This is a genomic window from Streptomyces sp. NPDC022910 (assembly GCF_055561075.1).
In genome coordinates this window covers 32,878-55,976 of the sequence record NZ_JBVHHL010000008.1, presented here as the reverse complement: position 1 = coordinate 55,976, position 23,099 = coordinate 32,878, and the positions used below count along the sequence as shown (strand labels likewise).

25 protein-coding genes are annotated in these 23,099 nt (G+C 70.0%); 14 read left to right on the top strand and 11 right to left on the bottom strand.

What is annotated here, in order from left to right; all coding sequences use genetic code 11:
• Nucleotides 1-104: 104 nt before the first annotated feature.
• The 5 genes from tsf (at nucleotide 105) to ACZ3TS_RS10380 (ending at nucleotide 4,515) form a co-directional block, all read left to right on the top strand.
• Nucleotides 105-941: a translation elongation factor Ts gene (gene tsf / locus ACZ3TS_RS10400; RefSeq protein ID WP_467615832.1), complete on the top strand. Its 837-nt coding sequence runs from the start codon at nucleotides 105-107 to the stop codon at nucleotides 939-941.
• A gap of 192 nt (nucleotides 942-1,133) precedes the next feature.
• Nucleotides 1,134-1,892: a UMP kinase gene (gene pyrH / locus ACZ3TS_RS10395; protein WP_234514508.1), complete on the top strand. Its 759-nt coding sequence runs from the start codon at nucleotides 1,134-1,136 to the stop codon at nucleotides 1,890-1,892.
• A 169-nt stretch (nucleotides 1,893-2,061) separates the two neighbouring features.
• Nucleotides 2,062-2,619 (top strand): ribosome recycling factor, encoded by a 558-nt coding sequence (frr, locus tag ACZ3TS_RS10390; protein WP_014675285.1) that lies wholly within the window; start codon nucleotides 2,062-2,064, stop codon nucleotides 2,617-2,619.
• Nucleotides 2,619-3,743, top strand: a complete 1,125-nt coding sequence (locus ACZ3TS_RS10385) for a phosphatidate cytidylyltransferase (RefSeq protein WP_467615829.1) — start codon at nucleotides 2,619-2,621, stop codon at nucleotides 3,741-3,743. Before frr ends, ACZ3TS_RS10385 begins: the two co-directional genes overlap by 1 nt.
• A gap of 85 nt (nucleotides 3,744-3,828) precedes the next feature.
• Nucleotides 3,829-4,515 (top strand): hypothetical protein, encoded by a 687-nt coding sequence (locus ACZ3TS_RS10380; RefSeq protein WP_467615827.1) that lies wholly within the window; start codon nucleotides 3,829-3,831, stop codon nucleotides 4,513-4,515.
• Between the two features lie 77 nt (nucleotides 4,516-4,592).
• Here the strand turns inward: ACZ3TS_RS10380 and ACZ3TS_RS10375 are convergent, their stop codons facing one another.
• Entirely contained in the window at nucleotides 4,593-5,168 is a 576-nt protein-coding gene (locus ACZ3TS_RS10375) for a hypothetical protein (RefSeq protein WP_467615824.1), read from the bottom strand.
• Nucleotides 5,169-5,553: 385 nt separating this feature from the next.
• On the opposite strand from ACZ3TS_RS10375, the gene rlmN reads away from it, so the two are divergent.
• The 4 genes from rlmN to ACZ3TS_RS10355 all read left to right on the top strand — a co-directional run bounded on the left by rlmN (nucleotide 5,554) and on the right by ACZ3TS_RS10355 (nucleotide 10,673).
• Nucleotides 5,554-6,660: a dual-specificity RNA methyltransferase RlmN gene (rlmN, locus tag ACZ3TS_RS10370; RefSeq protein WP_467615821.1), complete on the top strand. Its 1,107-nt coding sequence runs from the start codon at nucleotides 5,554-5,556 to the stop codon at nucleotides 6,658-6,660.
• A 265-nt stretch (nucleotides 6,661-6,925) separates the two neighbouring features.
• Nucleotides 6,926-7,999: a thiamine ABC transporter substrate-binding protein gene (locus ACZ3TS_RS10365; RefSeq protein WP_467616124.1), complete on the top strand. Its 1,074-nt coding sequence runs from the start codon at nucleotides 6,926-6,928 to the stop codon at nucleotides 7,997-7,999.
• A complete protein-coding gene (locus tag ACZ3TS_RS10360) occupies nucleotides 7,975-9,639 on the top strand; it encodes an ABC transporter permease (protein WP_467615818.1) in 1,665 nt (554 codons plus the stop codon). The genes ACZ3TS_RS10365 and ACZ3TS_RS10360 overlap by 25 nt, the downstream gene beginning before the upstream one ends.
• A gap of 2 nt (nucleotides 9,640-9,641) precedes the next feature.
• Complete coding sequence (locus ACZ3TS_RS10355) at nucleotides 9,642-10,673, top strand: ABC transporter ATP-binding protein (RefSeq protein WP_467615816.1); 1,032 nt, start codon at nucleotides 9,642-9,644, stop codon at nucleotides 10,671-10,673.
• Nucleotides 10,674-10,755: 82 nt separating this feature from the next.
• Here the strand turns inward: ACZ3TS_RS10355 and ACZ3TS_RS10350 are convergent, their stop codons facing one another.
• From ACZ3TS_RS10350 to ACZ3TS_RS10325, 6 genes are all read right to left on the bottom strand, one after another.
• Complete coding sequence (locus tag ACZ3TS_RS10350; protein WP_467615813.1) at nucleotides 10,756-11,427, bottom strand: LAETG motif-containing sortase-dependent surface protein; 672 nt, start codon at nucleotides 11,425-11,427, stop codon at nucleotides 10,756-10,758.
• 225 nt (nucleotides 11,428-11,652) lie between these two features.
• Nucleotides 11,653-12,060, bottom strand: a complete 408-nt coding sequence (locus ACZ3TS_RS10345) for a VOC family protein (RefSeq protein WP_467615810.1) — start codon at nucleotides 12,058-12,060, stop codon at nucleotides 11,653-11,655.
• Between the two features lie 96 nt (nucleotides 12,061-12,156).
• Nucleotides 12,157-13,404 (bottom strand): hypothetical protein, encoded by a 1,248-nt coding sequence (locus ACZ3TS_RS10340; protein ID WP_467615808.1) that lies wholly within the window; start codon nucleotides 13,402-13,404, stop codon nucleotides 12,157-12,159.
• Complete coding sequence (locus ACZ3TS_RS10335) at nucleotides 13,386-14,120, bottom strand: ABC transporter ATP-binding protein (RefSeq protein ID WP_467616122.1); 735 nt, start codon at nucleotides 14,118-14,120, stop codon at nucleotides 13,386-13,388. Before ACZ3TS_RS10335 ends, ACZ3TS_RS10340 begins: the two co-directional genes overlap by 19 nt.
• Nucleotides 14,121-14,338: 218 nt before the next feature.
• Nucleotides 14,339-15,721, bottom strand: coding sequence for an aspartate aminotransferase family protein (locus ACZ3TS_RS10330; protein WP_467615805.1), 1,383 nt, complete (start codon nucleotides 15,719-15,721; stop codon nucleotides 14,339-14,341).
• Entirely contained in the window at nucleotides 15,706-16,221 is a 516-nt protein-coding gene (locus ACZ3TS_RS10325; protein ID WP_234514466.1) for an Lrp/AsnC family transcriptional regulator, read from the bottom strand. Before ACZ3TS_RS10325 ends, ACZ3TS_RS10330 begins: the two co-directional genes overlap by 16 nt.
• 165 nt (nucleotides 16,222-16,386) lie before the next feature.
• On the opposite strand from ACZ3TS_RS10325, the gene ACZ3TS_RS10320 reads away from it, so the two are divergent.
• A complete protein-coding gene (locus ACZ3TS_RS10320) occupies nucleotides 16,387-17,826 on the top strand; it encodes a gamma-aminobutyraldehyde dehydrogenase (RefSeq protein WP_467615802.1) in 1,440 nt (479 codons plus the stop codon).
• Between the two features lie 121 nt (nucleotides 17,827-17,947).
• Here the strand turns inward: ACZ3TS_RS10320 and ACZ3TS_RS10315 are convergent, their stop codons facing one another.
• Together ACZ3TS_RS10315 and ACZ3TS_RS10310 are read right to left on the bottom strand one after the other, a co-directional pair.
• Nucleotides 17,948-18,703: a PP2C family protein-serine/threonine phosphatase gene (locus ACZ3TS_RS10315; RefSeq protein WP_467615800.1), complete on the bottom strand. Its 756-nt coding sequence runs from the start codon at nucleotides 18,701-18,703 to the stop codon at nucleotides 17,948-17,950.
• Nucleotides 18,704-19,006: 303 nt separating this feature from the next.
• Complete coding sequence (locus ACZ3TS_RS10310; protein WP_467615797.1) at nucleotides 19,007-19,171, bottom strand: hypothetical protein; 165 nt, start codon at nucleotides 19,169-19,171, stop codon at nucleotides 19,007-19,009.
• 351 nt (nucleotides 19,172-19,522) lie between these two features.
• Here ACZ3TS_RS10310 and ACZ3TS_RS10305 point away from each other — a divergent pair, with 351 nt between their 5' ends.
• On the top strand, nucleotides 19,523-19,783 hold the full coding sequence (locus tag ACZ3TS_RS10305; RefSeq protein ID WP_467615795.1) for an SbtR family transcriptional regulator: 261 nt from the start codon (nucleotides 19,523-19,525) through the stop codon (nucleotides 19,781-19,783).
• Nucleotides 19,784-19,849: 66 nt separating this feature from the next.
• On the opposite strand, the gene ACZ3TS_RS10300 is transcribed toward ACZ3TS_RS10305, so the two are convergent.
• Both ACZ3TS_RS10300 and ACZ3TS_RS10295 read right to left on the bottom strand, forming a co-directional pair.
• On the bottom strand, nucleotides 19,850-20,497 hold the full coding sequence (locus ACZ3TS_RS10300) for a DUF305 domain-containing protein (protein WP_467615794.1): 648 nt from the start codon (nucleotides 20,495-20,497) through the stop codon (nucleotides 19,850-19,852).
• A gap of 82 nt (nucleotides 20,498-20,579) precedes the next feature.
• Nucleotides 20,580-20,867 carry a DUF6153 family protein gene (locus ACZ3TS_RS10295; RefSeq protein WP_467615792.1) on the bottom strand — a complete coding sequence of 96 codons (288 nt, stop codon included), beginning with the start codon at nucleotides 20,865-20,867 and terminating at the stop codon, nucleotides 20,580-20,582.
• Nucleotides 20,868-20,919: 52 nt separating this feature from the next.
• On the opposite strand from ACZ3TS_RS10295, the gene ACZ3TS_RS10290 reads away from it, so the two are divergent.
• The 3 genes from ACZ3TS_RS10290 to ACZ3TS_RS10280 all read left to right on the top strand — a co-directional run bounded on the left by ACZ3TS_RS10290 (nucleotide 20,920) and on the right by ACZ3TS_RS10280 (nucleotide 23,040).
• Complete coding sequence (locus tag ACZ3TS_RS10290) at nucleotides 20,920-21,057, top strand: hypothetical protein (protein WP_467615790.1); 138 nt, start codon at nucleotides 20,920-20,922, stop codon at nucleotides 21,055-21,057.
• A 337-nt stretch (nucleotides 21,058-21,394) separates the two neighbouring features.
• On the top strand, nucleotides 21,395-21,874 hold the full coding sequence (locus ACZ3TS_RS10285) for a general stress protein (RefSeq protein ID WP_467615788.1): 480 nt from the start codon (nucleotides 21,395-21,397) through the stop codon (nucleotides 21,872-21,874).
• A gap of 146 nt (nucleotides 21,875-22,020) precedes the next feature.
• Nucleotides 22,021-23,040 carry an alcohol dehydrogenase gene (locus ACZ3TS_RS10280; RefSeq protein ID WP_467615785.1) on the top strand — a complete coding sequence of 340 codons (1,020 nt, stop codon included), beginning with the start codon at nucleotides 22,021-22,023 and terminating at the stop codon, nucleotides 23,038-23,040.
• The last annotated feature ends 59 nt before the right edge of the window (nucleotides 23,041-23,099 follow it).

The following is a 23,099-nucleotide window of genomic DNA, read 5'->3' as shown; positions in this document are numbered from 1 at the left end:
AGCCCTTAGATCTTCGTAGCCCGTAGATCTTTGGCGGCGGCCCGCACAAGCCGCGGCCGCTGCCGACTTCGAGACTTCGAACTCCGAGAAGAGATTCACAGATCATGGCGAACTACACCGCCGCCGACGTCAAGAAGCTCCGCGAGCTCACCGGCGCCGGCATGATGGACTGCAAGAAGGCGCTGGACGAGGCCGAGGGCAACGTCGAGAAGGCCGTCGAGGCGCTCCGGATCAAGGGCCAGAAGGGCGTCGCCAAACGCGAGGGCCGCTCCGCCGAGAACGGCGCCGTGGTCTCCATCATCGCCGACGACAACTCCTCCGGTGTCCTCGTCGAGCTGAAGTGCGAGACCGACTTCGTCGCCAAGGGCGACAAGTTCCAGGCCGTCGCCCAGGCGATCGCCGAGCACGTCGCCAAGACCTCCCCGGCCGACCTCGAGGCCCTGCTCGCCTCCGAGATCGAGCCCGGCAAGACGGTCCAGGCGTTCGTCGACGAGGCCAACGCCAACCTCGGCGAGAAGATCGTCCTGGACCGCTTCGCGCAGTTCGCCGACGGCTTCGTGACCGCGTACATGCACCGCACCATGCCCGACCTGCCGCCGCAGATCGGTGTCCTCGTGGAGCTCGACAAGCCGAACGCCGAGGTCGCCAAGGGCGTCGCCCAGCACATCGCCGCCTTCGCGCCGAAGTACCTCTCCAAGGAGGACGTGCCGGCCGAGGTCGTCGAGTCCGAGCGTCGCATCGCCGAGGAGACCACCCGCGCCGAGGGCAAGCCCGAGGCCGCGATCGCCAAGATCGTCGAGGGTCGCCTGGGCGGCTTCTTCAAGGACGCGACGCTGCTGGGCCAGCCGTACGCGCTCGACAACAAGAAGTCCGTCCAGAAGGTCCTGGACGAGGCGGGTGTCACCCTGAAGCGCTTCACGCGCATCAAGGTCGGCATCTGAGTCCGTACCGCGATCGACGTGCGACCCCGATAAGGTCGTAAGCAGTCGTCCATGCTGTTCGCGTATGCCGTCCCGCACACACGCGTGGCGGACGACGGCAGATCTGACGAGGAGGCCATTGCCGCGCATGGGATGCGAAACACGCCCCACCGGCAATGGCCTTCTTCGTATGTGCACCACGAGGAGATCTCCATGACCACGAAGGCCGAGAAGAGCGACGACGGCAAAGTACGCGGCCGGTTTCTGCTGAAGCTGTCCGGAGAGGCGTTCTCCGGCGGCACCGGACTCGGCGTCGACCCGGACGTGGTGCACGCCATCGCCCGTGAGATCGCGGCCGTGGTGCGCGACGGATCCCAGATCGCCGTGGTCATCGGCGGTGGCAACTTCTTCCGTGGCGCCGAGCTCCAGCAGCGCGGCATGGACCGCGCGCGCTCCGACTACATGGGCATGCTCGGCACGGTCATGAACTGCCTCGCCCTCCAGGACTTCCTGGAGAAGGAGGGCATCGACTCGCGCGTGCAGACCGCCATCACCATGGGTCAGGTCGCCGAACCGTACATCCCGTTGCGCGCCGTGCGACACCTGGAGAAGGGTCGCGTGGTCATCTTCGGCGCCGGTATGGGCATGCCGTACTTCTCCACCGACACCACCGCCGCCCAGCGCGCCCTGGAGATCGACGCCGAGGCGCTGCTCATGGGCAAGAACGGCGTGGACGGGGTCTACGACTCCGACCCGAAGACCAACCCGGAGGCCGTCAAGTTCGACTCGCTCAGCTACGGCGAGGTCATCACCCGCGACCTCAAGGTCGCCGACATGACCGCGATCACGCTGTGCCGGGACAACAAGCTGCCCATCCTGGTCTTCGAGCTCCTGGCGGAGGGCAATATCGCACGGGCCGTCAAGGGTGAGAAGATCGGCACACTCGTGGGTGACCAAGGCAGCCGGGACTGACCGGGGGCAGACCCGTCCGGGATGAACCCCGTCCGGGCGACGGACCCTGACCGGGGGATGGACAATGTCCTACCGGTCCGGAACCGTGCAGGAAGAAGACGCGACGCAGCCGGCGGCAGACCGACGAGCGACAGCTGCCGGGCCTACTCAAGACACGCAGGAGCAAGTGGTGATCGAAGAGACCCTCCTCGAGGCCGAGGAGAAGATGGAGAAGGCCGTCGTGGTCGCCAAGGAGGACTTCGCCGCGATCCGCACCGGCCGTGCGCACCCGGCGATGTTCAACAAGATCGTGGCCGACTACTACGGCGCACCGACGCCGATCAACCAGCTGGCCTCGTTCTCGGTGCCTGAGCCGCGCATGGCCGTGGTGACGCCGTTCGACAAGAGCGCGCTGCGCAACATCGAGCAGGCGATCCGCGACTCCGACCTGGGCGTCAACCCGAGCAATGACGGCAACATCATCCGTGTGGTGTTCCCCGAGCTCACCGAGGAGCGCCGCCGGGAGTACATCAAGGTCGCCAAGGGCAAGGGCGAGGACGCCAAGGTCTCGATCCGCTCCGTGCGCCGCAAGGCCAAGGACGCCATCGACAAGCTGATCAAGGACGGCGAGGTCGGCGAGGACGAGGGCCGCCGTGCGGAGAAGGAGCTCGACGACACCACCGCGAAGTACGTCGCGCAGGTGGACGAGCTGCTCAAGCACAAGGAAGCGGAGCTGCTCGAGGTCTGATGAACGACTCTTCCTGGGGGGCGCCGCCACAGACCGGGTACTGGGGGCCCACCGAGCAGGGGCCGGCCCATGGGGTCGGCCCGGCGGGTCCCGCGTACGATGCGCATGACGCCCAGCAGACTCGCCCCATGCCCATCGCGCCCGAGGTACCCGCACCCGGCGGAGACCAGGATGACGATCCGGCGGCCGCTCGGGTGAGCGGCCCCTTGTTCCGCGACCAGACGCCGTATGCGCCGTCCCCGTGGGCGGCCTCGCAGAATCCGGAGCCCATGCCCGACGCCCCGCAGCCGGCGCCCGCACCGCAGAAGAAGAGCGCGGGCCGTGACCTGGGCGCGGCCATAGGCGTCGGCGTCGGGCTCGGCGTCGTGATCGTCGCGTCGTTGTTCATCGTCAAGGCCGTGTTCGTCGGCGTCATAGCGGTCGCAGTCGTCGTGGGCCTGTGGGAACTGACGAAGCGGCTGGAGGAGCGCAAGGGCATCAAGGCGCCCCTCGTGCCGCTGGCGGTCGGCGGCGCGGCGATGATCGTCGCCGGCTACCTGCGGGGTGCCGAAGGCGCCTGGGTGGCGATGTCGCTCACGGCGCTCGCGGTCCTTGTCTGGCGTATGACGGAGCCGCCGGACGGCTATCTCAAGGACGTCACGGCGGGTGTCTTCGCGGCCTTCTACGTGCCGTTCCTGGCCACGTTCGTGGCGATGATGCTGACGGCCGAGGACGGTCCGCGCCGCGTCCTGACCTTCCTCCTTCTGACGGTCGTCAGCGACACGGGCGCGTACGCGATCGGCTGGCGCTTCGGCAGGCACAAGCTCGCCCCGCGCATCAGCCCCGGCAAGACCCGCGAGGGCCTCATCGGCGCGGTCACCTTCGCGATGGTGGCGGGCGCCCTGTGCATGCAGTTCCTGATCGACGGCGGCTCCTGGTGGCAGGGCCTCCTGCTGGGCCTCGCGGTCGCGGCCAGCGCGACCCTCGGCGATCTGGGCGAGTCCATGATCAAGCGCGACCTGGGCATCAAGGACATGGGCACCCTGCTGCCGGGCCACGGCGGCATCATGGACCGTCTGGACTCGCTCCTGCCCACGGCGCCGGTGGTGTGGCTGCTCCTCGTGCTGTTCGTGGGGTCCGGCTGACGGACGGGCCCTTACACCCCCGGAACCACCCCTTCCCTACATATGATCACCGCACCGTGTGATGTGTCCGGACAGGGGTCGGTGTATGTGGGGACGTAAGCGCGCCAGACGTGAGCAGGAGGCGCAGGGATCGGCCGAAGCGCTCGCGGGGAGCATCAGGTCGACCATCGAGTCGGCGGACCAGGCCCATCAGGGGCTGCTGGAACTGCGCGAGGCGCTGGCGCAGGAGATGGCGGAGATCGCGGTCCTGCTCGGCCGGCGGGACGGGCTGCCCGTCGACGCCATCCGCGCGCAGACCGACGCGGCCGCGCGCGTCTTCGCAGACCTGGACACCATGTCGGAGCAGTACGCCGAGACGCGCGCGTTGCTCGTCGGCAAGGACGAGAACGACCTCCACGAGATCATGCCGTGGCTCGAGGTGCTTGTGGAGCACGCCCAGGCGATGGCGGAGGCCGGGGACCCGCTGGTCGGCGCCGTCGAGTCGGTGGTGGAGCTGCGCCAGAAGACCGAACGTCTGCGCGAGGACCTGGTCCCGCTCCGTGAGCGCATCCACGCTGCCTTCCGCGCCGCCCACGACGAGCTGACGGCGACCCATGGCGCGGCCGGCTGGTTCGGCTGGCAGGCGAACCTCGCCGCTCTCGGCGACCGGCTGACCGCCCTGGAGGAGGGCCGGGTCACCCCGACCCCCGAGCGCAAGGTCAGCGACCACTACCGCGAGCTGGAGCGCGAGATCGCCGAACTCCGCGACACGATGTCAGGCACGACTGCCTGACTTGGGCTTTCGTACGTCAGCGCGAGCCTCCGTACGAGCTGACGCCGCCCACCGCTGTCGCGGCTCGACGAACGGCATCAGGAATCGACGACACGGGACGGTCTGATCGCCTCCGGATCCCAGCGGTACATCCGCTTGAACGCGACCCATGCCCCCCAGTCCGGCTCGTACAACGACGTCATCACCAAGGCCACCGCCCGGCCGTCGGGCCCGTGGAAGAGGCAGCGCAGCTTGCCCGGGCGCCAGAGCCCTCCGACGCGCACCTCGACATCGCGGTGCGGCCAGTACGTCGTGTGGTGGCCCGTGAAGCAGTCGAGCATCTCGCCGGTGGTGATCGCACGGGCATCACCCTCGCGCGGCTCGGCCTCCGCCGTCGCGAGAACCGTCCCCGAGGTGTACTCGAGGCTCATGCGGTCAGGGTCCCACACGACCCACGTCATGCGAATCGACGGCGACGGCCAGTCCACCACGGTGAGGATGGCCCGGGTCCCGTCCGGCAGGCCGCGGTACTGGACGACCTGCGTCCTCTGCCGTCGACGGGCCCGGTTGAGCGTGAGCCAGAGGCCGGTGCGGTTGAACTCCACCTCCTCCCTCGCCGGCATGTGGGCCGGAATCGGGAGCGGGACCTCTTCCGCATCACGCCAATCGCTCATGTGTTCGAAGGTAGCGCCGGGTATCGCTTCTGGCGACCCGCTGGCCCCGGATTCACCCGAAGGTGGCGCCCTGCGGCGAGAGGGGCTCACGCGTGACCATCCAAGCCGCGGCAGTTCCGCCAGGAGTCGATGTCGCGATCGGCGGCCTGTGTCTGAACCGCCCCGATGACGCCTCGCGGCCCTGGAAGCCCACGGACAGGGGCAGGACAGACCGGTAACCGCGGTGACAGGCTTTGACCTGTGAGGACATCCCTGAGCCCCGGGATCGCCGGGCCGTCTGGGGGCCGTCGAGGGGGACCGGCGACGATCGGAGATGACCAGTGAGGCCTCCGCGCATGGCTGAGACCCCAGGTCACCCGATCGGATCTGCGACACTGGTGAAGCCATGCCTAAGCCCGGAGAACTCACTTTCGTCGCGCCGCGCGGAGCCAAGACGCCGCCGCGGCATCTTGCCGACCTCACGCCCGCCGAGCGCAAAGAAACGGTCGCCGCGATCGGCGAGAAGCCGTTCCGCGCCAAGCAGCTCTCGCAGCACTACTTCGCCCGGTACGCGCACGACCCGGAGCAGTGGACCGACATCCCCGCCTCCTCCCGCACCAGGCTCCAGGAGGCGCTGTTTCCCGAGCTGATGACGGTCGTGAGGCATCTGTCGACCGACCAGGAGACGACCCGCAAGACGCTGTGGCGGCTGTTCGACGGGACCCTCGTCGAGTCCGTGCTCATGCGGTATCCCGACCGGGTCACCATGTGCATCAGCTCCCAGGCGGGCTGCGGCATGAACTGCCCCTTCTGCGCCACCGGTCAGGCCGGCCTCGACCGCAACCTGTCCACCGCCGAGATCGTGCACCAGATCGTGGACGGCATGCGGGCGCTGCGCGACGGCGAGATCCCCGGCGGTCCGACGCGGCTGTCCAACATCGTCTTCATGGGCATGGGTGAGCCGCTCGCCAACTACAAGCGCGTCGTCGGTGCCATTCGCGCCCTCACCGACCCCGCGCCGGACGGGCTCGGGCTCTCGCAGCGCGGCATCACCGTGTCCACCGTCGGACTGGTGCCGGCCATCCACCGCTTCGCAGACGAGGGCTTCAAGTGCCGGCTCGCCGTCTCCCTGCACGCGCCGGACGACGAGCTGCGCGACACCCTCGTGCCGGTCAACACCCGGTGGAAGGTGCGCGAGGTCCTCGACGCCGGGTTCGAGTACGTCGAGAAGTCCGGGCGGCGGCTGTCCATCGAGTACGCGCTGATCCGGGACATCAACGACCAGGCGTGGCGCGGCGACCGCCTCGGCCGGCTGCTCAAGGGCAAGCCCGTGCACGTCAATCTGATCCCGCTGAATCCGACGCCCGGCTCCAAGTGGACCGCGTCACGGCCCGAGGACGAGAAGGCGTTCGTCGAGGCGATCGCCGCCCATGGAGTGCCGGTGACGATCCGGGACACCCGTGGCCAGGAGATCGACGGAGCGTGCGGGCAGCTGGCGGCCAGCGAGCGTTAGGGCGGTAGTCTGAGCCCGGTAGGTACATCTTCATATTCCGACAGGGGAGCGCCACAGCGCTGAGAGTGCGGGAGAGCCCGCAGACCCTCTGAACCTCGCCCAGGTCATTCTGGGTAGGAAGTTCGGTCTTCACTCAAGCTGTTGCGCCCTGCCCGGGATCCCTACGGAGCCCCGGGCAGGGCCGCGTCTCTTCCTGGTCACCCCAGGAGGAAATCAAGTGAGCATCACCGGTAAGCAGTTCGCGGCCGTGGTCGTCGGGCTGGGCATGGTCACGCTGTCCGCGTGCGGGTCGTCCGGCTCCTCGAGCGGGAGCGGCGGCGACTCCAAGACCGTGACCCTGGTCAGTCATGACTCGTGGGCCGCCTCCAAGAGCGTCATCTCGGCCTTCGAGAAGCAGTCCGGATACACGGTCAAGGTCCTCAAGGACGGCGACGCGGGTCAGGCCGTCAACAAGGCGATCCTCACCAAGGACAATCCGCAGGGCGACGTCCTCTTCGGCGTCGACAACACGCTGCTCTCGCGGGCCCTCGACAACGGTCTTTTCCAGCCGTACGAGGCCAAGGGCCTCGACCAGGCCGGCGCACGGTACCAACTCGACAAGGACAAGCACCGGGTCACGCCGATCGACTACGGCGACATCTGTGTCAACTACGACAAGAAGTACTTCGCCGACCACAAGCTGACTCCGCCGGTCTCCTTCGACGACCTCACCAAGCCCGCGTACAAGGACCTGCTGGTCACCGAGAACGCCTCCACGTCCTCGCCCGGCCTCGGCTTCCTGCTCGGCACCGCCGCCCGGTACGGCGATGGGGGCACCTCCCGCTCGAGCGAAGCCGAGAGTGGGGGAGGCTGGCAGGACTACTGGAAGAAGCTCAAGGCCAACGGTGTGAAGGTGGTCGACGGCTGGGACCAGGCGTACAACGAGGAGTTCTCCGGTTCGGCCGGCGGCAGGAAGGCGGGGGGCGACCGGCCCCTGGTCGTCTCGTACGCGTCCTCGCCGCCCGCCGAGGTCATCTATGCCCAGCCGCGGCCCAAGACCGCGCCGACCGGCGTCGCGACCGGCACCTGCTTCCGCCAGATCGAGTTCGCGGGCCTGCTGAGCAACGCTCACAACCCGCAGGGCGGCAAGGCGTTCATCGACTTCCTGCTCACCAAGAGGTTCCAGGAGGACATGCCGCTCAACATGTTCGTGTACCCGGTGGTCAACGGTGCGAAGGTGCCCTCGGAGTTCACCGAGTACGGCCCCGCGGCCAAGGACCCCGAGACCATGGCCCCCGCCAGGGTCACCGCCAACCGTGACCAGTGGGTCAGGTCGTGGACGTCACTCGTACTGAAGTAGCACCGCGGACCCGGGGGAGCGCGGCGCGGCTCGGGCTCATGGCCCTGCCCGTCGCGTTCTTCGCGGTCTTCTTCGCCTACCCCGTCGCCGCGATCGTCTCGCGCGGTCTCCACGTCGACGGGGCGTGGCGCTTCGGGCGGATCGCGCACGTGCTCGCACAGCCCGACATCCGGCATGTGCTGTGGTTCACGACCTGGCAGGCGCTCGCCTCCACCGCCCTCACGCTGCTGGTCGCGCTCCCCGGCGCGTACGTCTTCGCGCGCTACGACTTCCCGGGCAAGCAGGTGCTGCGCGCGGTCGTCACCGTCCCGTTCGTGCTGCCCACGGTTGTCGCCGGCAGCGCCTTCCTGGCGCTCGTCGGCCGCGGCGGACTCCTCGACGACCTGTGGGGCCTGCGACTCGACACCACCGTGTGGGCCATCCTGCTCGCTCACGTCTTCTTCAACTACGCGGTCGTCGTCCGCACGGTCGGCAGCCTGTGGGCACAGCTCGACCCGCGCCAGGAGGAGGCCGCCCGCGTGCTCGGCGCCTCCCGGTTCGCGGCCTGGCGGCAGGTGACGCTGCCCGCGCTGGGCCCGGCCGTTGCCGCCGCAGGGCTGATGGTGTTCCTGTTCACCTTCACCTCGTTCGGCGTGGTGCAGATCCTCGGCGGCCCCACCTTCGCCACGCTGGAGGTCGAGATCTACCGGCAGACCTCGGAGATCTTCGACCTGTCCACGGCCGCCGTGCTGACGATCGTCCAGTTCGTGGCGGTGGGCGCGATCCTCGTCGTGCACGCCTGGACCGTGCGCCGCCGCGAGAGCGCGCTGCGGCTGGTCGACGCGTCCCTCACGGGGCGCACACCGCGCGGGGCGGGGCAGTGGGCGCTGCTCGGCTCGGTCCTCGCCACCGTCGCCGTGCTGTTGGTGCTGCCGCTCGCCGTCCTCGTGCAACGGTCCTTCGACGCGCCGGGTTTCGGGTACTACAAGGCGCTGATGCGGGCGGACGGCGGAACCTTCCTCGTGGCTCCGATCGACGCCGTCGGCAACTCGCTCCAGTACGCCGTCGCCGCCACCCTGATCGCCGTACTGATCGGCTCACTCGCCGCCGCGGCACTCGCCCGGAGGGACGCCGGCCGTCTCGTGCGCGGCTTCGACGCGCTGCTGATGCTGCCGTTGGGCGTATCCGCCGTCACGGTGGGCTTCGGTTTCCTGATCGCCCTCGACAAGCCGCCCCTCGACCTGCGTGGATCCTGGATCCTGGTGCCGCTCGCGCAGGCGCTGGTGGGTGCCCCTTTCGTCGTACGCACCATGCTGCCCGTGCTGCGGGCCGTGGACGAACGGCTGCGGGAGGCGGCCGCCGTGCTCGGGGCGTCGCCGTCGCGGGTGTGGCGTGAGGTCGACCTGCCGATCGTGCGGCGGGCGCTGCTGGTCGCGGCCGGGTTCGCGTTCGCTGTGTCGCTGGGCGAGTTCGGGGCGACCGTGTTCATCGCGCGGCCCGACAACCCGACGCTGCCCGTCGCGGTGGCGCGGCTGCTCGGACGGGCCGGCGACCTCAACTACGGCCAGGCCATGGCCCTCTCGACGATTCTGATGGTGGTGTGCGCGGTGGCGCTGCTGGTCCTGGAGAGGCTGCGGACGGATCGGACGGGGGAGTTCTGACGATGCTCAGGCTTGACCAAGCCACCGTGCGCTTCGCGGGGCGCGCCGCGCTCGACGGAGTCGACCTCGACGTCGCCGAGCACGAGATCGTGTGTGTGCTCGGGCCGAGCGGCAGCGGCAAGTCGACGCTGCTGCGGACCGTGGCCGGACTGCAACCCCTCGACTCAGGGCGGGTGTTCCTCGACGGCCGGGATCTGGACGGAGTGCCCGCGCACCGACGCGGCGTCGGACTGATGTTCCAGGACCACCAGTTGTTCCCGCAGCGGGACGTGGGCGGGAACGTCGCCTTCGGGCTGCGCATGCACGGCGCCGCCCGCACGGACCGGGAGGTTCGCGTAAGGGAGTTGCTCGACCTCGTCGGACTGCCCGGGGCCACGCGCAGGGCCGTCGCCTCGCTCTCCGGCGGCGAGCAGCAGCGCGTCGCGCTCGCCCGAGCCCTCGCGCCCCGGCCGCGGCTGCTGATGCTGGACGAACCGCTGGGCCAGCTGGACCGGTCGCTGCGCGAGCGCCTCGTCGTCGAACTCCGTGATCTGTTCGGGCGGCTGGGCACCACCGTGCTCGCCGTCACCCACGACCAGGGCGAGGCCTTCGCGCTCGCCGACCGGGTCGTGGTGATGCGTGAGGGGCGGATCGCCCAGTCCGGTACGCCTCTTGAGGTATGGCAGCGGCCAGCGGACGCGTTCGTGGCGCGTTTCCTCGGCTTCGACAACGTGGTGGAGGCGACCGTCGTCGGAGGGGCCGCGGACACGCCATGGGGCAAGCTCCCCGTCCCGGGGGGCTCCCCGCAAGGGTCACGCACGCTGCTCGTGCGGCCCGCCGGCGTACGGCTCGTCGACGCGTCCGAGGGTCTGCGCTGCACGGTGGCCGCTCGCACCTTCCGCGGCACCCATGTCGCGGTGCGACTGCGGCCGGAGGAGGCGCCCGCGCTGGAGGCGGCGTGCCCGCTGCGCGCGGCGCCGGAGACCGGCGACGAGGTCGGGGTCGTCTTCGACGCGGCGGAAGTCGTCGTCCTCGGGAACACCTCCGGCGCATAGCGGGGCACCGGCCCGAGCGCACACACAAAACGGCCCGCCCCTGCAGGGGCGGGCCGTCGTGCGGACGGTCGCGGTCGGCGCGTCAGTTGGCCTTCGACGCGCCGCGACGGCGCATGCCGAAGAACACAGCGCCACCGCCGATGACGACCAGGCCGCCGGCGATGCCGGCGATCACGGGCGTGCTGGAGCTGGCACCGGTCTCGGCCAGGTTGGAGCTACCGGCCGCGGGCGAGGGGGAGTTGTCCCCGGTGGCGGCGGGTGACGTGCTCTCCGAGGCCGACGGCGTGGCCGACGGCTTCGGGGTCTCCGAGGCCGGCGGAGTGGTCTCCGAGGCCGGCGGGGTGGTCTCGGGGGTCGTGCAGGCCTTGTCCGGCGTCGTCAGGCCGGGCGAGACGTCGTCGTTGACGATGCCGTCCACGGTGATGTGGACGCGGTACTCGGCGTTGGGCGCCCAGTCCTCGGAGAACGTGACCTTCGCGCCCTGCTTGGTGCCGGTGACGGTCTGTTCGCCGACCTTCCTCTCGTCCGCGCCGTTGGACTCGAGGTAGACCGTGACGGTCGCCAGCTTGCCCGAGGCGTCCGTGTCGGTGACGGTGATGATGCCCTTCCCGTTGCCGTCGCAGGACGCGGCGGCCGAGAAGTCACGGATGTTGCAGGCGAGCGCGTTTCCGGCGGCGCCGAGCGCGAGCGCGGCGGTGGCGGAGACGACGCCGAGAATGCGCACCGTTCGTGCGGTGCGGGAGGATATGGACACGATTGCCCTTCACGGGATGCGCAACTGCGGGGGGTTACCAGGGACGTTGCTGCAACAACAGCATCCCCAAGAGGCTCACAGGTTTATAAGCGGCGGCTAAGTGCTGTCAACGGCGATGTCCGGCATGACGGTCGACTTTGCCGTGTCATTAACCACGGGCGCGTTTGAAAGCCGCCGTAATGGCCTCAACCCCCCGCCGTTGCGCTCCCGTTCAGCGGCGTGACGTCAGCCCTGCACCGCCGCCGGGTCCATCCACATGACCTCCCAGGTGTGGCCGTCGAGGTCGTCGAAGGCGCGGCCGTACATGTAGCCGTGGTCGACCGCCTCCCGGTTGCCCGTGCCGCCCGCCGCGAGCGCCCGGTCGACCAACTCGTCCACCTTCTCGCGGCTTTCGGCACTCAGACAGATCAACACCTCACTGGTCTCGGTGGCGTCCGCGATCTCCTTCTGGGTGAAGTCGGCGTAACGCTGCTTGCTCAGCAGCATCGCGATGATCGTGTCGCTGATGACGACGCAGGCGCAGTCGTCCGTCGTGAACTGCGGATTGATCGTGTAGCCCAGTTCCGTGAAGAACTTCTTCGACGAGTCGACGTCGGAGACGGGCAGGTTCACGAAGATCATCTGCTGGTACATGAGGGGTCTCTCCCGGTGGTGGTGGGTCGTACGGAGGGATGGACCGGGGTCCGATACGAAACTCATCGCCGGGGCGCCAAGATTTTTCCGGCTTTCTCATCGGGTCAGCGGCATCGCCGCGATCTCCGCGACCGCCCACGTCACCGGCACGAACACCACCACCAGCGTCCCCCCGCGCAGCAGTGCCGCGGTGCGCAGCACCGTGGCCGGTGCGCCCAGCCGCACCAGCGCGGCGATCGTGTCGGCGCGCGCCTGTCTCGCCTCCACGGCGGCCATCGCCAGCGTCGCGAGTGTGCAGCCCGCCACCAGCACGGCACCCAGCACGGTGAGCGGCCCGAACGACGGACGCGCGCCGCCGTACAGCGCCGCCATCGCATACGCCCCCGACGCCACCGCGCACACCACCCCGAGCGGCCGCCCGATCCGCCGTGCCTCCTCCTGCAGACAGCGCCCGGCGAGCAGTCGCACGGGACCGGGGTGCGCGGACTGCAGCAGCCAGCCGCACAGGTGAGCGAGCGCGGGCCCGGCCAGCGCCAGCCCCAGCGCGGTCAGGGCCCAGCCCGCCAGCACCCCGAGGGGCCCACTCGCGAGACCGCCGGGCAGGTGGAGCCCCGGCGCCTGGCCGTCATGGCTCGCTCGTGTCTCCACGGCGAGTCCCGCGGCGAGCGCGGCCACACCCCAGGGGAGGCCGCCCGGGGCGGGCCGGGGAGCGGGAGGCAGATCGGGCGCGGGTGCGTCGCCCGACAGGCCGGGGGACCCGGCGTCCGAGGCGTCCTCGGACTCGGCGGGGGACTGTGCGCCGTCGCCGCGACGCCCCGCGCGTGGCGGCCGTCCGTCCCTCGGCCGCAGGGCAAGGGCGCTCGCCAGGGACGCGGTGAGCGGCACCAGGGCGAGGAGCGTGAGCGCCGCGGGCAGCGGCAGGGACTGGTCGGCGGCGAGGAACCCGGCGGCCACGCCGTCGAAGGGCATCCCCGTCAGATCGCCACGCAGGTGCAGGAAGACCAGGAGTGCCAGAAGCGAGCCGAGCACGGTCGACAGCGCCGTGGTCACCGACGAGAGAGCCATCAGCCGGGCCGGTCCTAGGCCGATCATGGCCAGACCGGACCGCGGGCGGGTGCCCGGGTCCGTACGGGCGACCGCGACCGCGAAGTACACCGTCGCGACCGCCGGCGCCAGGCACCAGGCGAGCCGCAGCACGGAACCGGCAGACGCCTCCGGGTGCTCCATCGCGTACCCCAGCGTGCACAGCAGCAGGAAGCCCGTGCCCGCCGAGGCCGCTGCCACGAGGAGTCGGCGGAGCTGTACCAGGGGGCGGGCCCCGCGCGCTAGACGGAGAGCGAGCATGGTGCTCGGCCTTCCTCGGGCACCGGGGGCAGATGCACGGTGTTCACCCGCCGACCGTCCAGCAGGGACACCGTGCGATCGGCCACGGCCGCGCCGTCCGCCGGGTGTGTGGCGAGGACGACCGTGATGCCGTGCGAGCGGGCCGCCGCGGTGAGCGTGCGCAGCACCTGGACGCCGTCGGCGTGGTGCAGCGAGGCGGTCGGCTCGTCCGCGAAGAGCACGGTCGGGCACGCGGCGAGCGCCCGGGCGACGGCGATCCGCTGCCGCTCGGCCTGGGCCAGCTCGTACGGGCGCTTGCGCGCGCAGCCGCCGACGTCGAGGCGCTCCAGCCACTCCAGGGCGGTGGTTTTGGCCCGGCGGCGGCTCGTGCCGCGCAGCATCAGCGGCAGGGCGGTGTTCTCCCAGGCGTTCAGCTCGGCCAGGAGCAGGGGCGCCGGATCGATCCAGCCGAACCGGTCGCGGCGCAGCCGTTCCCGGGTGAGCGGGCCCATCGTGTGGACCGGTGTGCTGTTGAACCAGACCTCCCCCCGCTGGGCGGGGAGGAGCCCGGCCAGGCACTGGAGCAGGGTCGTCTTGCCGCTGCCGCGCGGGCCGGTGACGGCGAGGATCTCGCCCTCGCGTACACCCAGTGAGACACCGCAGAGCGCGGGCGAGCCGTTGTGCTGGAAGTGCAGGGCGCGTGCCCAGAGCACGTCGTTGTCCGGCGGGGCCACCATCGCGTACACCTCGGTTCTGATCCGTTGTCCCATGCCGGTCCCCCGCCCGGGGGACCGTTCGGGGGAACGAAGGCCGGAGCGATCGGTCACATTGCACGCTAGGCAGGCGGCACCGGAAGCCGCGGAAAGCGACGGCCCCGGGCCGCCGTTTCTCACTCGAACGGGCGGCACGGGGCCGTTGCTGATCCTTCGGAAGGATGATCGGAACCTCGGGCGGCTCAGAGCTTGGTCCACGCCTCCGTCAACGTCGCACGCAGGATCTGCTCGATTTCGTCGAACGTCTCCTGGTTGGAGATCAGCGGCGGGGCGAGCTGGACGACCGGGTCGCCGCGGTCGTCGGCACGGCAGTACAGGCCGTTCTCGAACAGCGCCTTGGAGAGGAACCCGTACAGGACGCGCTCGGTCTCCTCCGCGTCGAACGACTCCTTGGTCGCCTTGTCCTTGACCAGTTCGATGCCGTAGAAGAAGCCGTTGCCGCGGACGTCGCCGACGATCGGCAGGTCGTGCAGCTTCTGCAGGGTCGAGAGGAACGCCGACTCGTTGTCCAGCACGTGCTGGTTGAGGTTCTCGCGCTCGAACAGGTCGAGGTTGGCGAGGCCCACGGCCGCGGAGACCGGGTGGCCGCCGAAGGTGTAGCCGTGCAGGAAGGTGTTGTCGCCCTTGTAGAACGGCTCGGCCAGACGGTCGGAGACGATGCACGCGCCGATCGGGGAGTAGCCCGAGGTCATGCCCTTGGCGCAGGTGATCATGTCCGGGACGTAGTCGAACTTGTCACAGGCGAACATCGTGCCCAGGCGGCCGAAGGCGCAGATGACCTCGTCCGACACCAGCAGCACGTCGTACTGGTCGCAGATCTCGCGCACCCGCTGGAAGTAGCCGGGCGGCGGCGGGAAGCAGCCGCCGGCGTTCTGCACGGGCTCCAGGAAGACCGCGGCGACGGTGTCCGGGCCCTCGAAGAGGATCTGCTGCTCGATCTGGTCGGCGGCCCAGCGGCCGAAGGCTTCCGGGTCGTCGCCGAATATCGGCGCGCGGTAGATGTTGGTGTTGGGGACCTTGTGCGCGCCTGGCACCAGCGGCTCGAACGGCGCCTTCAGGCCCGGCAGGCCGGTGATGGACAGCGCGCCCTGCGGGGTGCCGTGGTAGGCGACCGCGCGGGAGATGACCTTGTGCTTGGCGGGCTTGCCGACCAGCTTGAAGTACTGCTTGGCGAGCTTCCAGGCGGTCTCGACCGCCTCGCCGCCGCCGGTGGTGAAGAAGACCTTGTTGAGGTCGCCCGGCGCGTGGTGGGCGAGCCGCTCGGCGAGCTCCACGGCCTTCGGGTGGGCGTAGGACCACACCGGGAAGAACGCCAGCTCCTGGGCCTGCTTGAACGCCGTCTCCGCCAGTTCGGTGCGGCCGTGGCCCGCCTGGACCACGAAGAGGCCGGCGAGACCGTCGAGGTAGCGCTTGCCCTTGTCGTCGTAGATGTAGGTGCCCTCGCCCCGGACGATGGTGGGAACGGGTGCGTTCTCGTACGAGGACATGCGGGTGAAGTGCATCCACAGGTGGTCGTACGCGGTCTTGCTGAGGTCCTTGGTGCTCACGGCTATCGGGTTCCCCACATATAGGTCTGCTTCTTGAGCTTGAGGTAGACGAAGCTCTCGGTGGAGCGCACTCCGGGGAGGGCCCGGATGCGTTTGTTGATGACGTCCAGCAGGTGGTCGTCGTCCTCGCAGACGATCTCCACCATCAGGTCGAACGAGCCTGCGGTCATCACCACGTACTCGCATTCGGACATGGCGGTCAGCGCGTCGGCGACGGACTCCACGTCGCCCTCGACGTTGATCCCGACCATCGCCTGCCGCCGGAAGCCCACGGTGAGCGGGTCCGTGACGGCGACGATCTGCATCACGCCCTGGTCGAGCAGCTTCTGGACGCGCTGGCGCACGGCCGCCTCGGAGAGCCCGACGGCCTTGCCGATGGCTGCGTACGGCCGACGGCCGTCCTCCTGGAGCTGTTCGATGATGGCGAGGGAGACGGCGTCCAGCTGGGGAGTGCCGTTCCTGGACTCGCGGGAGTCCCTCTGGTCTGCGCTTCGACTGGCCACGACCTCACTGTGCACGACGTCTCGACAGTTCCGCAAGATTGGATCGATGAAATTCGTTGTTTACGTGGTGGAACCCTGCGGATTTCGCAGTTCTGAGGCGATCGGGGGTGTTGAAAACGTGGGGCCACGGACTAGGGTGGGTGTCTCAGTGATTGGACACCCGAATTTGGAGGGCCGGCAGTGAGCACCGAGCTGCGTCGTCTGCGCAACTACATCGACGGCGAATTCCGTGACGCCGCCGACGGACGGACCACCGAGGTGGTCAACCCCGTGACCGGTGAGGCGTACGCGACCGCCCCCCTGTCCGGGCAGGCGGACGTCGACGCCGCGATGGCGGCCGCCGCCGCGGCCTTCCCGGCCTGGCGCGACACCACGCCCGCCGAGCGCCAGAAGGCCCTCCTCAAGATCGCTGACGCGTTCGAGGAGCGCGCCGAGGAACTGATCGCGGCCGAGGTCGAGAACACGGGCAAGCCGATCGGGCTGACCCGGTCGGAGGAGATCCCGCCGATGGTCGACCAGATCCGCTTCTTCGCGGGCGCGGCCCGTATGCTCGAGGGGCGCTCGGCCGGCGAGTACATGGAGGGGATGACCTCGATCATCCGCCGCGAGCCGGTCGGCGTCTGCGCGCAGGTCGCGCCGTGGAACTACCCGATGATGATGGCCGTGTGGAAGTTCGCCCCGGCGATCGCCGCAGGCAACACCGTCGTCCTGAAGCCGTCGGACACCACCCCGGCGTCCACGGTCCTGATCGCCGACATCATGGGCTCGATCCTGCCCAAGGGTGTCTTCAACGTCATCACCGGCGACCGTGACACCGGCCGCATGATGGTCGAGCACCCGACCCCGGCGATGGCGTCCATCACGGGTTCGGTCCGCGCCGGCATGTCCGTCGCCGAGTCCGCGTCCAAGGACCTCAAACGCGTCCACCTGGAGCTGGGTGGCAAGGCGCCGGTCGTCGTCTTCGAGGACACCGACATCGCCAAGGCCGTCGAGGACATCTCGGTGGCGGGCTTCTTCAACGCCGGCCAGGACTGCACGGCCGCCACCCGCGTCCTCGTCCAGGAGTCCATCCACGACGAGTTCGTGGCCGCGCTCGCCAAGGCCGCCGCCGAGACGAAGACGGGCCAGCCGGACGACGAGGACGTGCTGTACGGGCCCCTCAACAACCCGAACCAGCTCAAGCAGGTCTCCGGCTTCATCGAGCGCCTGCCCGCCCACGCCAAGGTCGAGGCCGGCGGTCACCAGGTCGGCGAAAAGGGCTACTTCTACGCGCCGACCGTCGTCTCGGGCCTCCAGCAGGACGACGAGATCATCCAGAAGGAGGTCTTCGGCCCGGTCATCACCGTCCAGTCCTTCACGGACGAGGAGCAGGCGATCCAGTACGCGAACGGCGTCGAGTACGCCCTCGCGTCCTCGGTGTGGACGAAGGACCACGCGCGCGCGATGCGCCTGTCCAAGGCCCTCGACTTCGGCTGTGTGTGGATCAACACGCACATCCCGCTGGTCGCGGAGATGCCCCACGGCGGCTTCAAGAAGTCCGGCTACGGCAAGGACCTGTCGGCGTACGGCTTCGACGACTACACGCGGATCAAGCACGTGATGACGTCGCTGGACGCGTAAGCGGCGTACGGCAACTGCGCGGCCCCGGATCGGAGATGTTCCGTCCGGGGCCGCGGTGTCTCCGGCGATCAGCAGGCGATCGAAACACTCCCACCGACGATGCCGCTGTCTCGAGTCACCCCTAACTCTCGGCGACGCGTACGAGTGCGAGAGTGATGTTGTCGGGGCCGCCCTCGGCGATGGCGGCCCTCCACAGCTCGAAGACGGCCCGGCCGTCGTCGTGGTCCCGCAGCACGTCGGCGACGGCGTCGTCCGGCACGGGATCGGTGAGGCCGTCGGTACAGACGAGGCAGCGGTCGCCGGGCGACAAAGACTCGGTCCTCACATGAGGGCCGACGGCACGGTACTCCGGGCTGCCGCCCAGACACTGCGTCACCAGGGAGGTGGTGCGCTGCCCCGGTTGCAGTGGCGGGCTGTCGTCCAGGCTCAGCTGCCGCAGCTCCTCCCGCGGCGCGGCGAAGACCCGGCTGTCGCCCACGTTGAACACCAGCAGCGACTCGGGCAGTACGACCACCCCCGCGAGCGTGGTGCCCATCATCGTGACCCCGCCACGGTCCTCCCCCTTGGCCTCGGCGGCGGCGTACACGGCGCGGTTGCAGGACTCGACGGCCTCCCGGAGGGCGTCCTCACTGTTCAGCGCGGGCCCCATGAACGCGAGCCTCCGGACGACCAGCGCGCTGGCCACCTCGCCGCCGGGATGCCCGCCCAGCCCGTCGGCCACGGCGACGACAAGTGGCGTACCCAGAGGGAACACCAGCGTCTGAGGATTCTCGGTGACGGTCGCGCACAGCGTCCACGGCCCCGCGACGAGGCTGTCCTCGTTCTTGTCCCGTAGCAGCCCGGGGTGGCTCAGCGCACTGACCGCGACATACGACACTCCAAGGCCACCACCCTCCGGCCGGCCGACCCGGACCCGGGCCGGGCCACGTTTTCGAGTCTAGGCCCGCTCCTCGGCTGCCGCGCCAGCCGCCGAGGCGCCATCCCCCGGCCCACGCCGCACCTCCCCGGGCCGCGGGCATCAGGTCGAGGCCCCGCCCCTGGGAAACAGCCGGACGCGGCAAGGAGCCGGTCCCCGTTGTCGGACCGAGCTCCATACCTGCCATGCGAATACGGGACCTCCCGCTGTCATGCGAATGCGGGACCTCCCGGGCGATCACGCGCGATTGCCGCGATCACCGGTCTACGCGTCGTCGGTCCGCTCGCCCTCCGCCTGGGACGGCTCGGTCCTGGGGACTTCCGGGTGCCGCTCCATCGCCGTGCGCTCGCTCACCTCGTCCCGCTCGCCTTCTGCCTGCGACGGTGTGCCCGAGTACCACGTGTCGTAATCCGAGGCTCCGGATTTCATGACGGGCCTCCTTCGTTGCTCACCTCCATGCTCCCCCTCCAAGGGCGTCACGGCGACACCAGTCGTCGAGGGGCCGCTCATCCCGTACGGCGTCGGATCCGGTGTGCACGCGTCGGCCCAGGATCGCGACGGCGGCAAGCTTGACCACGATCACCCCCAGTACGACGCCGACCGCCCAGCGCGGGGCGACAGCACGGCTCCGGCGAGGCCCAGGTGCACGGCGACAGCCAGGACGGCCAGGACCGCGACCCCTGCCCAGGCGAGGTGGTTCCGGCGGGCCGGGACCGGTCGCGTGGACGCGGGGGCGGGGGCGGGGGCGGGGGCGACGGGGTGACGCGTACGCGTCTCCTCGTGGACTTCCCAGTCGCGGAGATCGGTGCCGCGCTGCACCGCGGGGAGCACGTCGCCCACGCCGAGCAGCATCTGCGCACCTTCGTCCGCGACCTGCTCGCCGAAGGCGTGGAGGCGGGCGAGGTACGTGACGACGTGGCGCCGGACGAACTCGCCGGCTACTGCCTGTACGCCCTTGCCGCGGCGGGTGGTCTGGCTGCCGGCGCCGCGGTACGCAGGCTCGTCGCGGCCACGGTCGACGGCCTGCGACCGTCCCGCTGACGGTCCGGGATGTCGCCCGGGGGACGGTAGGCCGGTGCCGGCGGCACCGGTCTACCGGTGGTGGTGTCAGTTCCCGCCGAGCAGCTTGTTCATCTCGGTGATCTCGGCGTTCTGTGCGGTGACGATGTCATCGGCCAGGGAGGTGGCGGGGCCGTATTCGCCCTTGCCCTTCTCGGTGGTGGCCATCTGGACGGTGCCCTTGTGGTGCTCGACCATCATGGTCAGGAACATGGTGTCGAAGTCCTTGCCGGAGGCCTTCTTCAACGCGTCCATGTCCCTGGTGGCCATCATTCCGGGCATGCCGGAGTGGCTGGAGTGCTCCATGCCGGGCATGGACTCCATGGAACCGTCGGACGTCGGTACCTCCTCGCCCCACGACTTCAGCCAGCCCGTCATGGTCGCGATCTCCGGGCCCTGCGCCTTCTGGATGCGCGAGGCGAGGTCCTTGACCTGGGCGGAGGAAGCCCGGTCGGCGGCGAGCCCCGCCATCTCCAGGGCCTGCTGGTGGTGCCGGATCATGCCTTGCGCGAAGGACACGTCCTGGGCGTTGTGCGTTCCGGCGGTGGCTTCTGCGCCCGCGGACGACGACGCCGGGTCGTGGCCCGAGTGGCCGCTGCTGTCACTGCCACCGCCGCAGGCGGCGAGGGCGACGGCGGCGGTGGCGGTGGCCGCGATGAGGGCGGCGCGGCGCGTGAGGGTACGGGGGATGGACATGCCTGAACTCCTGCGGTGTGGAAGAACGGATCTGGGCGTACGTGAGCGCCGCGTCGGGTCGTGACGCGGTGCCGGGCGGCCTCTAGATCCGCAGGAGTCGGAGTTCGGACAGAGACGGTGGCGCGCGTGCGCCGTCCGGAGCCGCGGCCGTGTTCGAGCACGCGGCGTCGGCGTGCGCGGCGACGGCCACCGGATCCGGAGCGAGCGCGGGCAGGGACGGTCCCCCGCTGATGGCGCCCGACGCGCAGGTCGAGTCGGCGTGCTGGACGTGGCTCCCGCCGCAGTGGCCGTCGGGGCATTGGTCGTCCGTCGCCGTGACGGCCGCCATGGTCCGGGCTCGGCCTGTTGGCGGGGGCTGCTGGGCATGCACGCCCTCGCTCCTGGGGGCCTCGCGAACTCGGCGACGCGGGCGGCCCCTCCTCGTGGCAGCAGTCGCCTCGTTCGCCACGCTCACCTACGGCTATGCGACACTCTCGGTGCTCCTCGCGGTGGGTGCGGGGGCCGTGTGCGCCCTCTTCCGCTCCGTGTCGGTCGCACCCACGCCCGAGACAGAGGGGTGAACGGACCCGATCGCGTCGATCAGTCCTGGTGCTTGTGGGGCAGGAGGTGCCGGGCGAGGAGCCCGGCGGCGAGTACCCCCAGGGCGACGAGGGCGTAGAGCGGACAAACGAGCGGCCGCCGGACCGGCCGAGGAGGTATCCGACGTCGTCCCCGGCGACGGCCGCGACGGCCGCGACGAACGCGACCGCCGCCACGGCCATGATGTCCAGCCGCCCCGGCGTGGATTCCACCGTATGCTGCCGCCGTGACGTGAGCGGGTGCGTGTGCCCCGCCTTGCGACGGGTACTGCGTGGCAGCACGCTGCTTGACGACGCAGATGACGAAGGGAACCCTTCGATGACCCAGCATCCCCCCACGGCGCCCCTCGACCGCCCCGTGGTGGCCTCGTATCCGACCTACGAGGGTGCCCAGCGTGCCGTCGACTTCCTCTCCGACAGCAAGTTCCCGGTGGAGCGCACGGCGATCATCGGCTCCGACCTGCGGATGGTGGAGACGGTGCTCGGCCGCCTCACCCGCGGCCGGGCCGCCTTGGCGGGCGCGGGCTCGGGTGCCTGGTTCGGCCTGCTCATCGGCCTGCTCCTGTCGTTGTTCGCCGCGGGCAACCATCACGTCATCGTGCTGATGCTCAGTGGTCTGTTCTACGGCGCGGTCTTCGGAGCGCTCTTCGGCTTCGCCGGCCATGCCCTCACCGGAGGCCGACGCGACTTCGCCTCCCGCAGTCAGATCGTCGCCGCCCGCTACGACGTGGTCGCCGAGGCGGAGGTCGCGGAAGAAGCGAAGAACCTGCTGATCAAGCTCGGTTGGCGCGAGGGCTGAGCGGTACGCCCCGGGGCCTCGTGGCCCGAGAAACCCGCCTTCGTGGCAGCCGCGGTGCCGCGCGTCCTGCCGAGCCGCTCGGCGGGGAAGCGAAATGATTCCTCCTTGTATGTCGGGATTATCCGCAGCAGAAGGAGGCAAAAACCATGTCCGTGATGCGAGTCGCCCAGGTGGCCGAGCCGGGGGGAAGTTTCGAGATCGTCGAACGCGAGGTGCCGGAGCCAGGGCCGGGACACGTGCGGATCGCCGTGGAGGCTTCGGGCGTCTGCCACACCGATGCGGTCTTCGTGCAAACCCCGTTTCCGGGCGTCACGTTCCCTCTCGTCACCGGACACGAGGTGGCGGGCAGGATCGACGCGGTGGGCGAGGGGGTGGCCGGCTGGGAGGCCGGCGACCGGGTCGAGGTGGGCTGGTTCGGCGGTCAGTGCGGGCACTGCCGTCCCTGCAGGCAGGGCGACTTCATCAGCTGCGAGAACCTGAAGGTCCCCGGCTGGGCGTACGACGGCGGATACGCCACCCATATGGTTGCGCCCGTCGAGGCCCTGGCACGGATCCCCGAGGGCCTTTCCGCGGTGGATGCCGCTCCGCTCGGGTGTGCGGGAGTGACCTCCTTCATGGGGCTGCGCTCCAGCGTGGCACGCGCCGGCGACCTCGTCGCGGTGCTCGGGGTGGGGGGCCTGGGGCATCTGGGCGTCCAGTACGCGGCCAGGATGGGCTTCGAGACCGTGGCGATCGCCCGCGGCCGGGACAAGGAGGCGCTGGCCCGGGAGCTGGGTGCGGACCACTACATCGACAGCTCGGCGTCCGATCCCGCGCAGGAGCTGAAGGAACTGGGCGGGGCGAAGGTCGTCCTTGGCACCGCGGCGAACTCCGATGCCATGGCGGCGACGATCGACGGGCTCGCTCCGCGCGGACAGTTGGTCGTGATCGGGGTGACGGACCAGCCGATCAAGGTGAGGCCGCTGCAGCTCATCGGCGGCAGCCAGTTCTTGAGCGGGCATCCGTCGGGCACGGCGCAGGAGGTCGAGGAGACCATGGCCTTCAGCGGCCGTACCGGAGTCCGTCCGATGGTGGAGACGATGCCGCTGGAGGAGGTCAACGACGCCTTCGCGCGCATGCTGTCCGGGGCGGCGCGCTTCCGCATGGTGCTGACCACCGGCGGATGACACCACCGCGACCGAGGGAGGTGGCGGATCTGTCGCTATCATGTGCCGATCGTCGAATG

What these genes read in the sequence shown, in the direction of transcription:
- ACZ3TS_RS10365 (WP_467616124.1), top strand. Translation starts at nt 6,926, where the DNA reads ATGGTCACGCTGTCCGCGTGCGGGTCGTCCGGCTCCTCGAGCGGGAGC.
- ACZ3TS_RS10355 (WP_467615816.1), top strand. Translation starts at nt 9,642, where the DNA reads ATGCTCAGGCTTGACCAAGCCACCGTGCGCTTCGCGGGGCGCGCCGCG.
- ACZ3TS_RS10385 (WP_467615829.1), top strand. Translation starts at nt 2,619, where the DNA reads ATGAACGACTCTTCCTGGGGGGCGCCGCCACAGACCGGGTACTGGGGG.
- ACZ3TS_RS10300 (WP_467615794.1), bottom strand. Translation starts at nt 20,497, where the DNA reads ATGTCCATCCCCCGTACCCTCACGCGCCGCGCCGCCCTCATCGCGGCC.
- ACZ3TS_RS10285 (WP_467615788.1), top strand. Translation starts at nt 21,395, where the DNA reads ATGACCCAGCATCCCCCCACGGCGCCCCTCGACCGCCCCGTGGTGGCC.
- ACZ3TS_RS10345 (WP_467615810.1), bottom strand. Translation starts at nt 12,060, where the DNA reads ATGTACCAGCAGATGATCTTCGTGAACCTGCCCGTCTCCGACGTCGAC.
- ACZ3TS_RS10310 (WP_467615797.1), bottom strand. Translation starts at nt 19,171, where the DNA reads ATGAAATCCGGAGCCTCGGATTACGACACGTGGTACTCGGGCACACCG.
- ACZ3TS_RS10335 (WP_467616122.1), bottom strand. Translation starts at nt 14,120, where the DNA reads ATGGTGGCCCCGCCGGACAACGACGTGCTCTGGGCACGCGCCCTGCAC.
- pyrH (WP_234514508.1), top strand. Translation starts at nt 1,134, where the DNA reads ATGACCACGAAGGCCGAGAAGAGCGACGACGGCAAAGTACGCGGCCGG.
- ACZ3TS_RS10380 (WP_467615827.1), top strand. Translation starts at nt 3,829, where the DNA reads ATGTGGGGACGTAAGCGCGCCAGACGTGAGCAGGAGGCGCAGGGATCG.
- tsf (WP_467615832.1), top strand. Translation starts at nt 105, where the DNA reads ATGGCGAACTACACCGCCGCCGACGTCAAGAAGCTCCGCGAGCTCACC.
- ACZ3TS_RS10375 (WP_467615824.1), bottom strand. Translation starts at nt 5,168, where the DNA reads ATGAGCGATTGGCGTGATGCGGAAGAGGTCCCGCTCCCGATTCCGGCC.
- ACZ3TS_RS10340 (WP_467615808.1), bottom strand. Translation starts at nt 13,404, where the DNA reads ATGCTCGCTCTCCGTCTAGCGCGCGGGGCCCGCCCCCTGGTACAGCTC.
- ACZ3TS_RS10280 (WP_467615785.1), top strand. Translation starts at nt 22,021, where the DNA reads ATGTCCGTGATGCGAGTCGCCCAGGTGGCCGAGCCGGGGGGAAGTTTC.
- rlmN (WP_467615821.1), top strand. Translation starts at nt 5,554, where the DNA reads ATGCCTAAGCCCGGAGAACTCACTTTCGTCGCGCCGCGCGGAGCCAAG.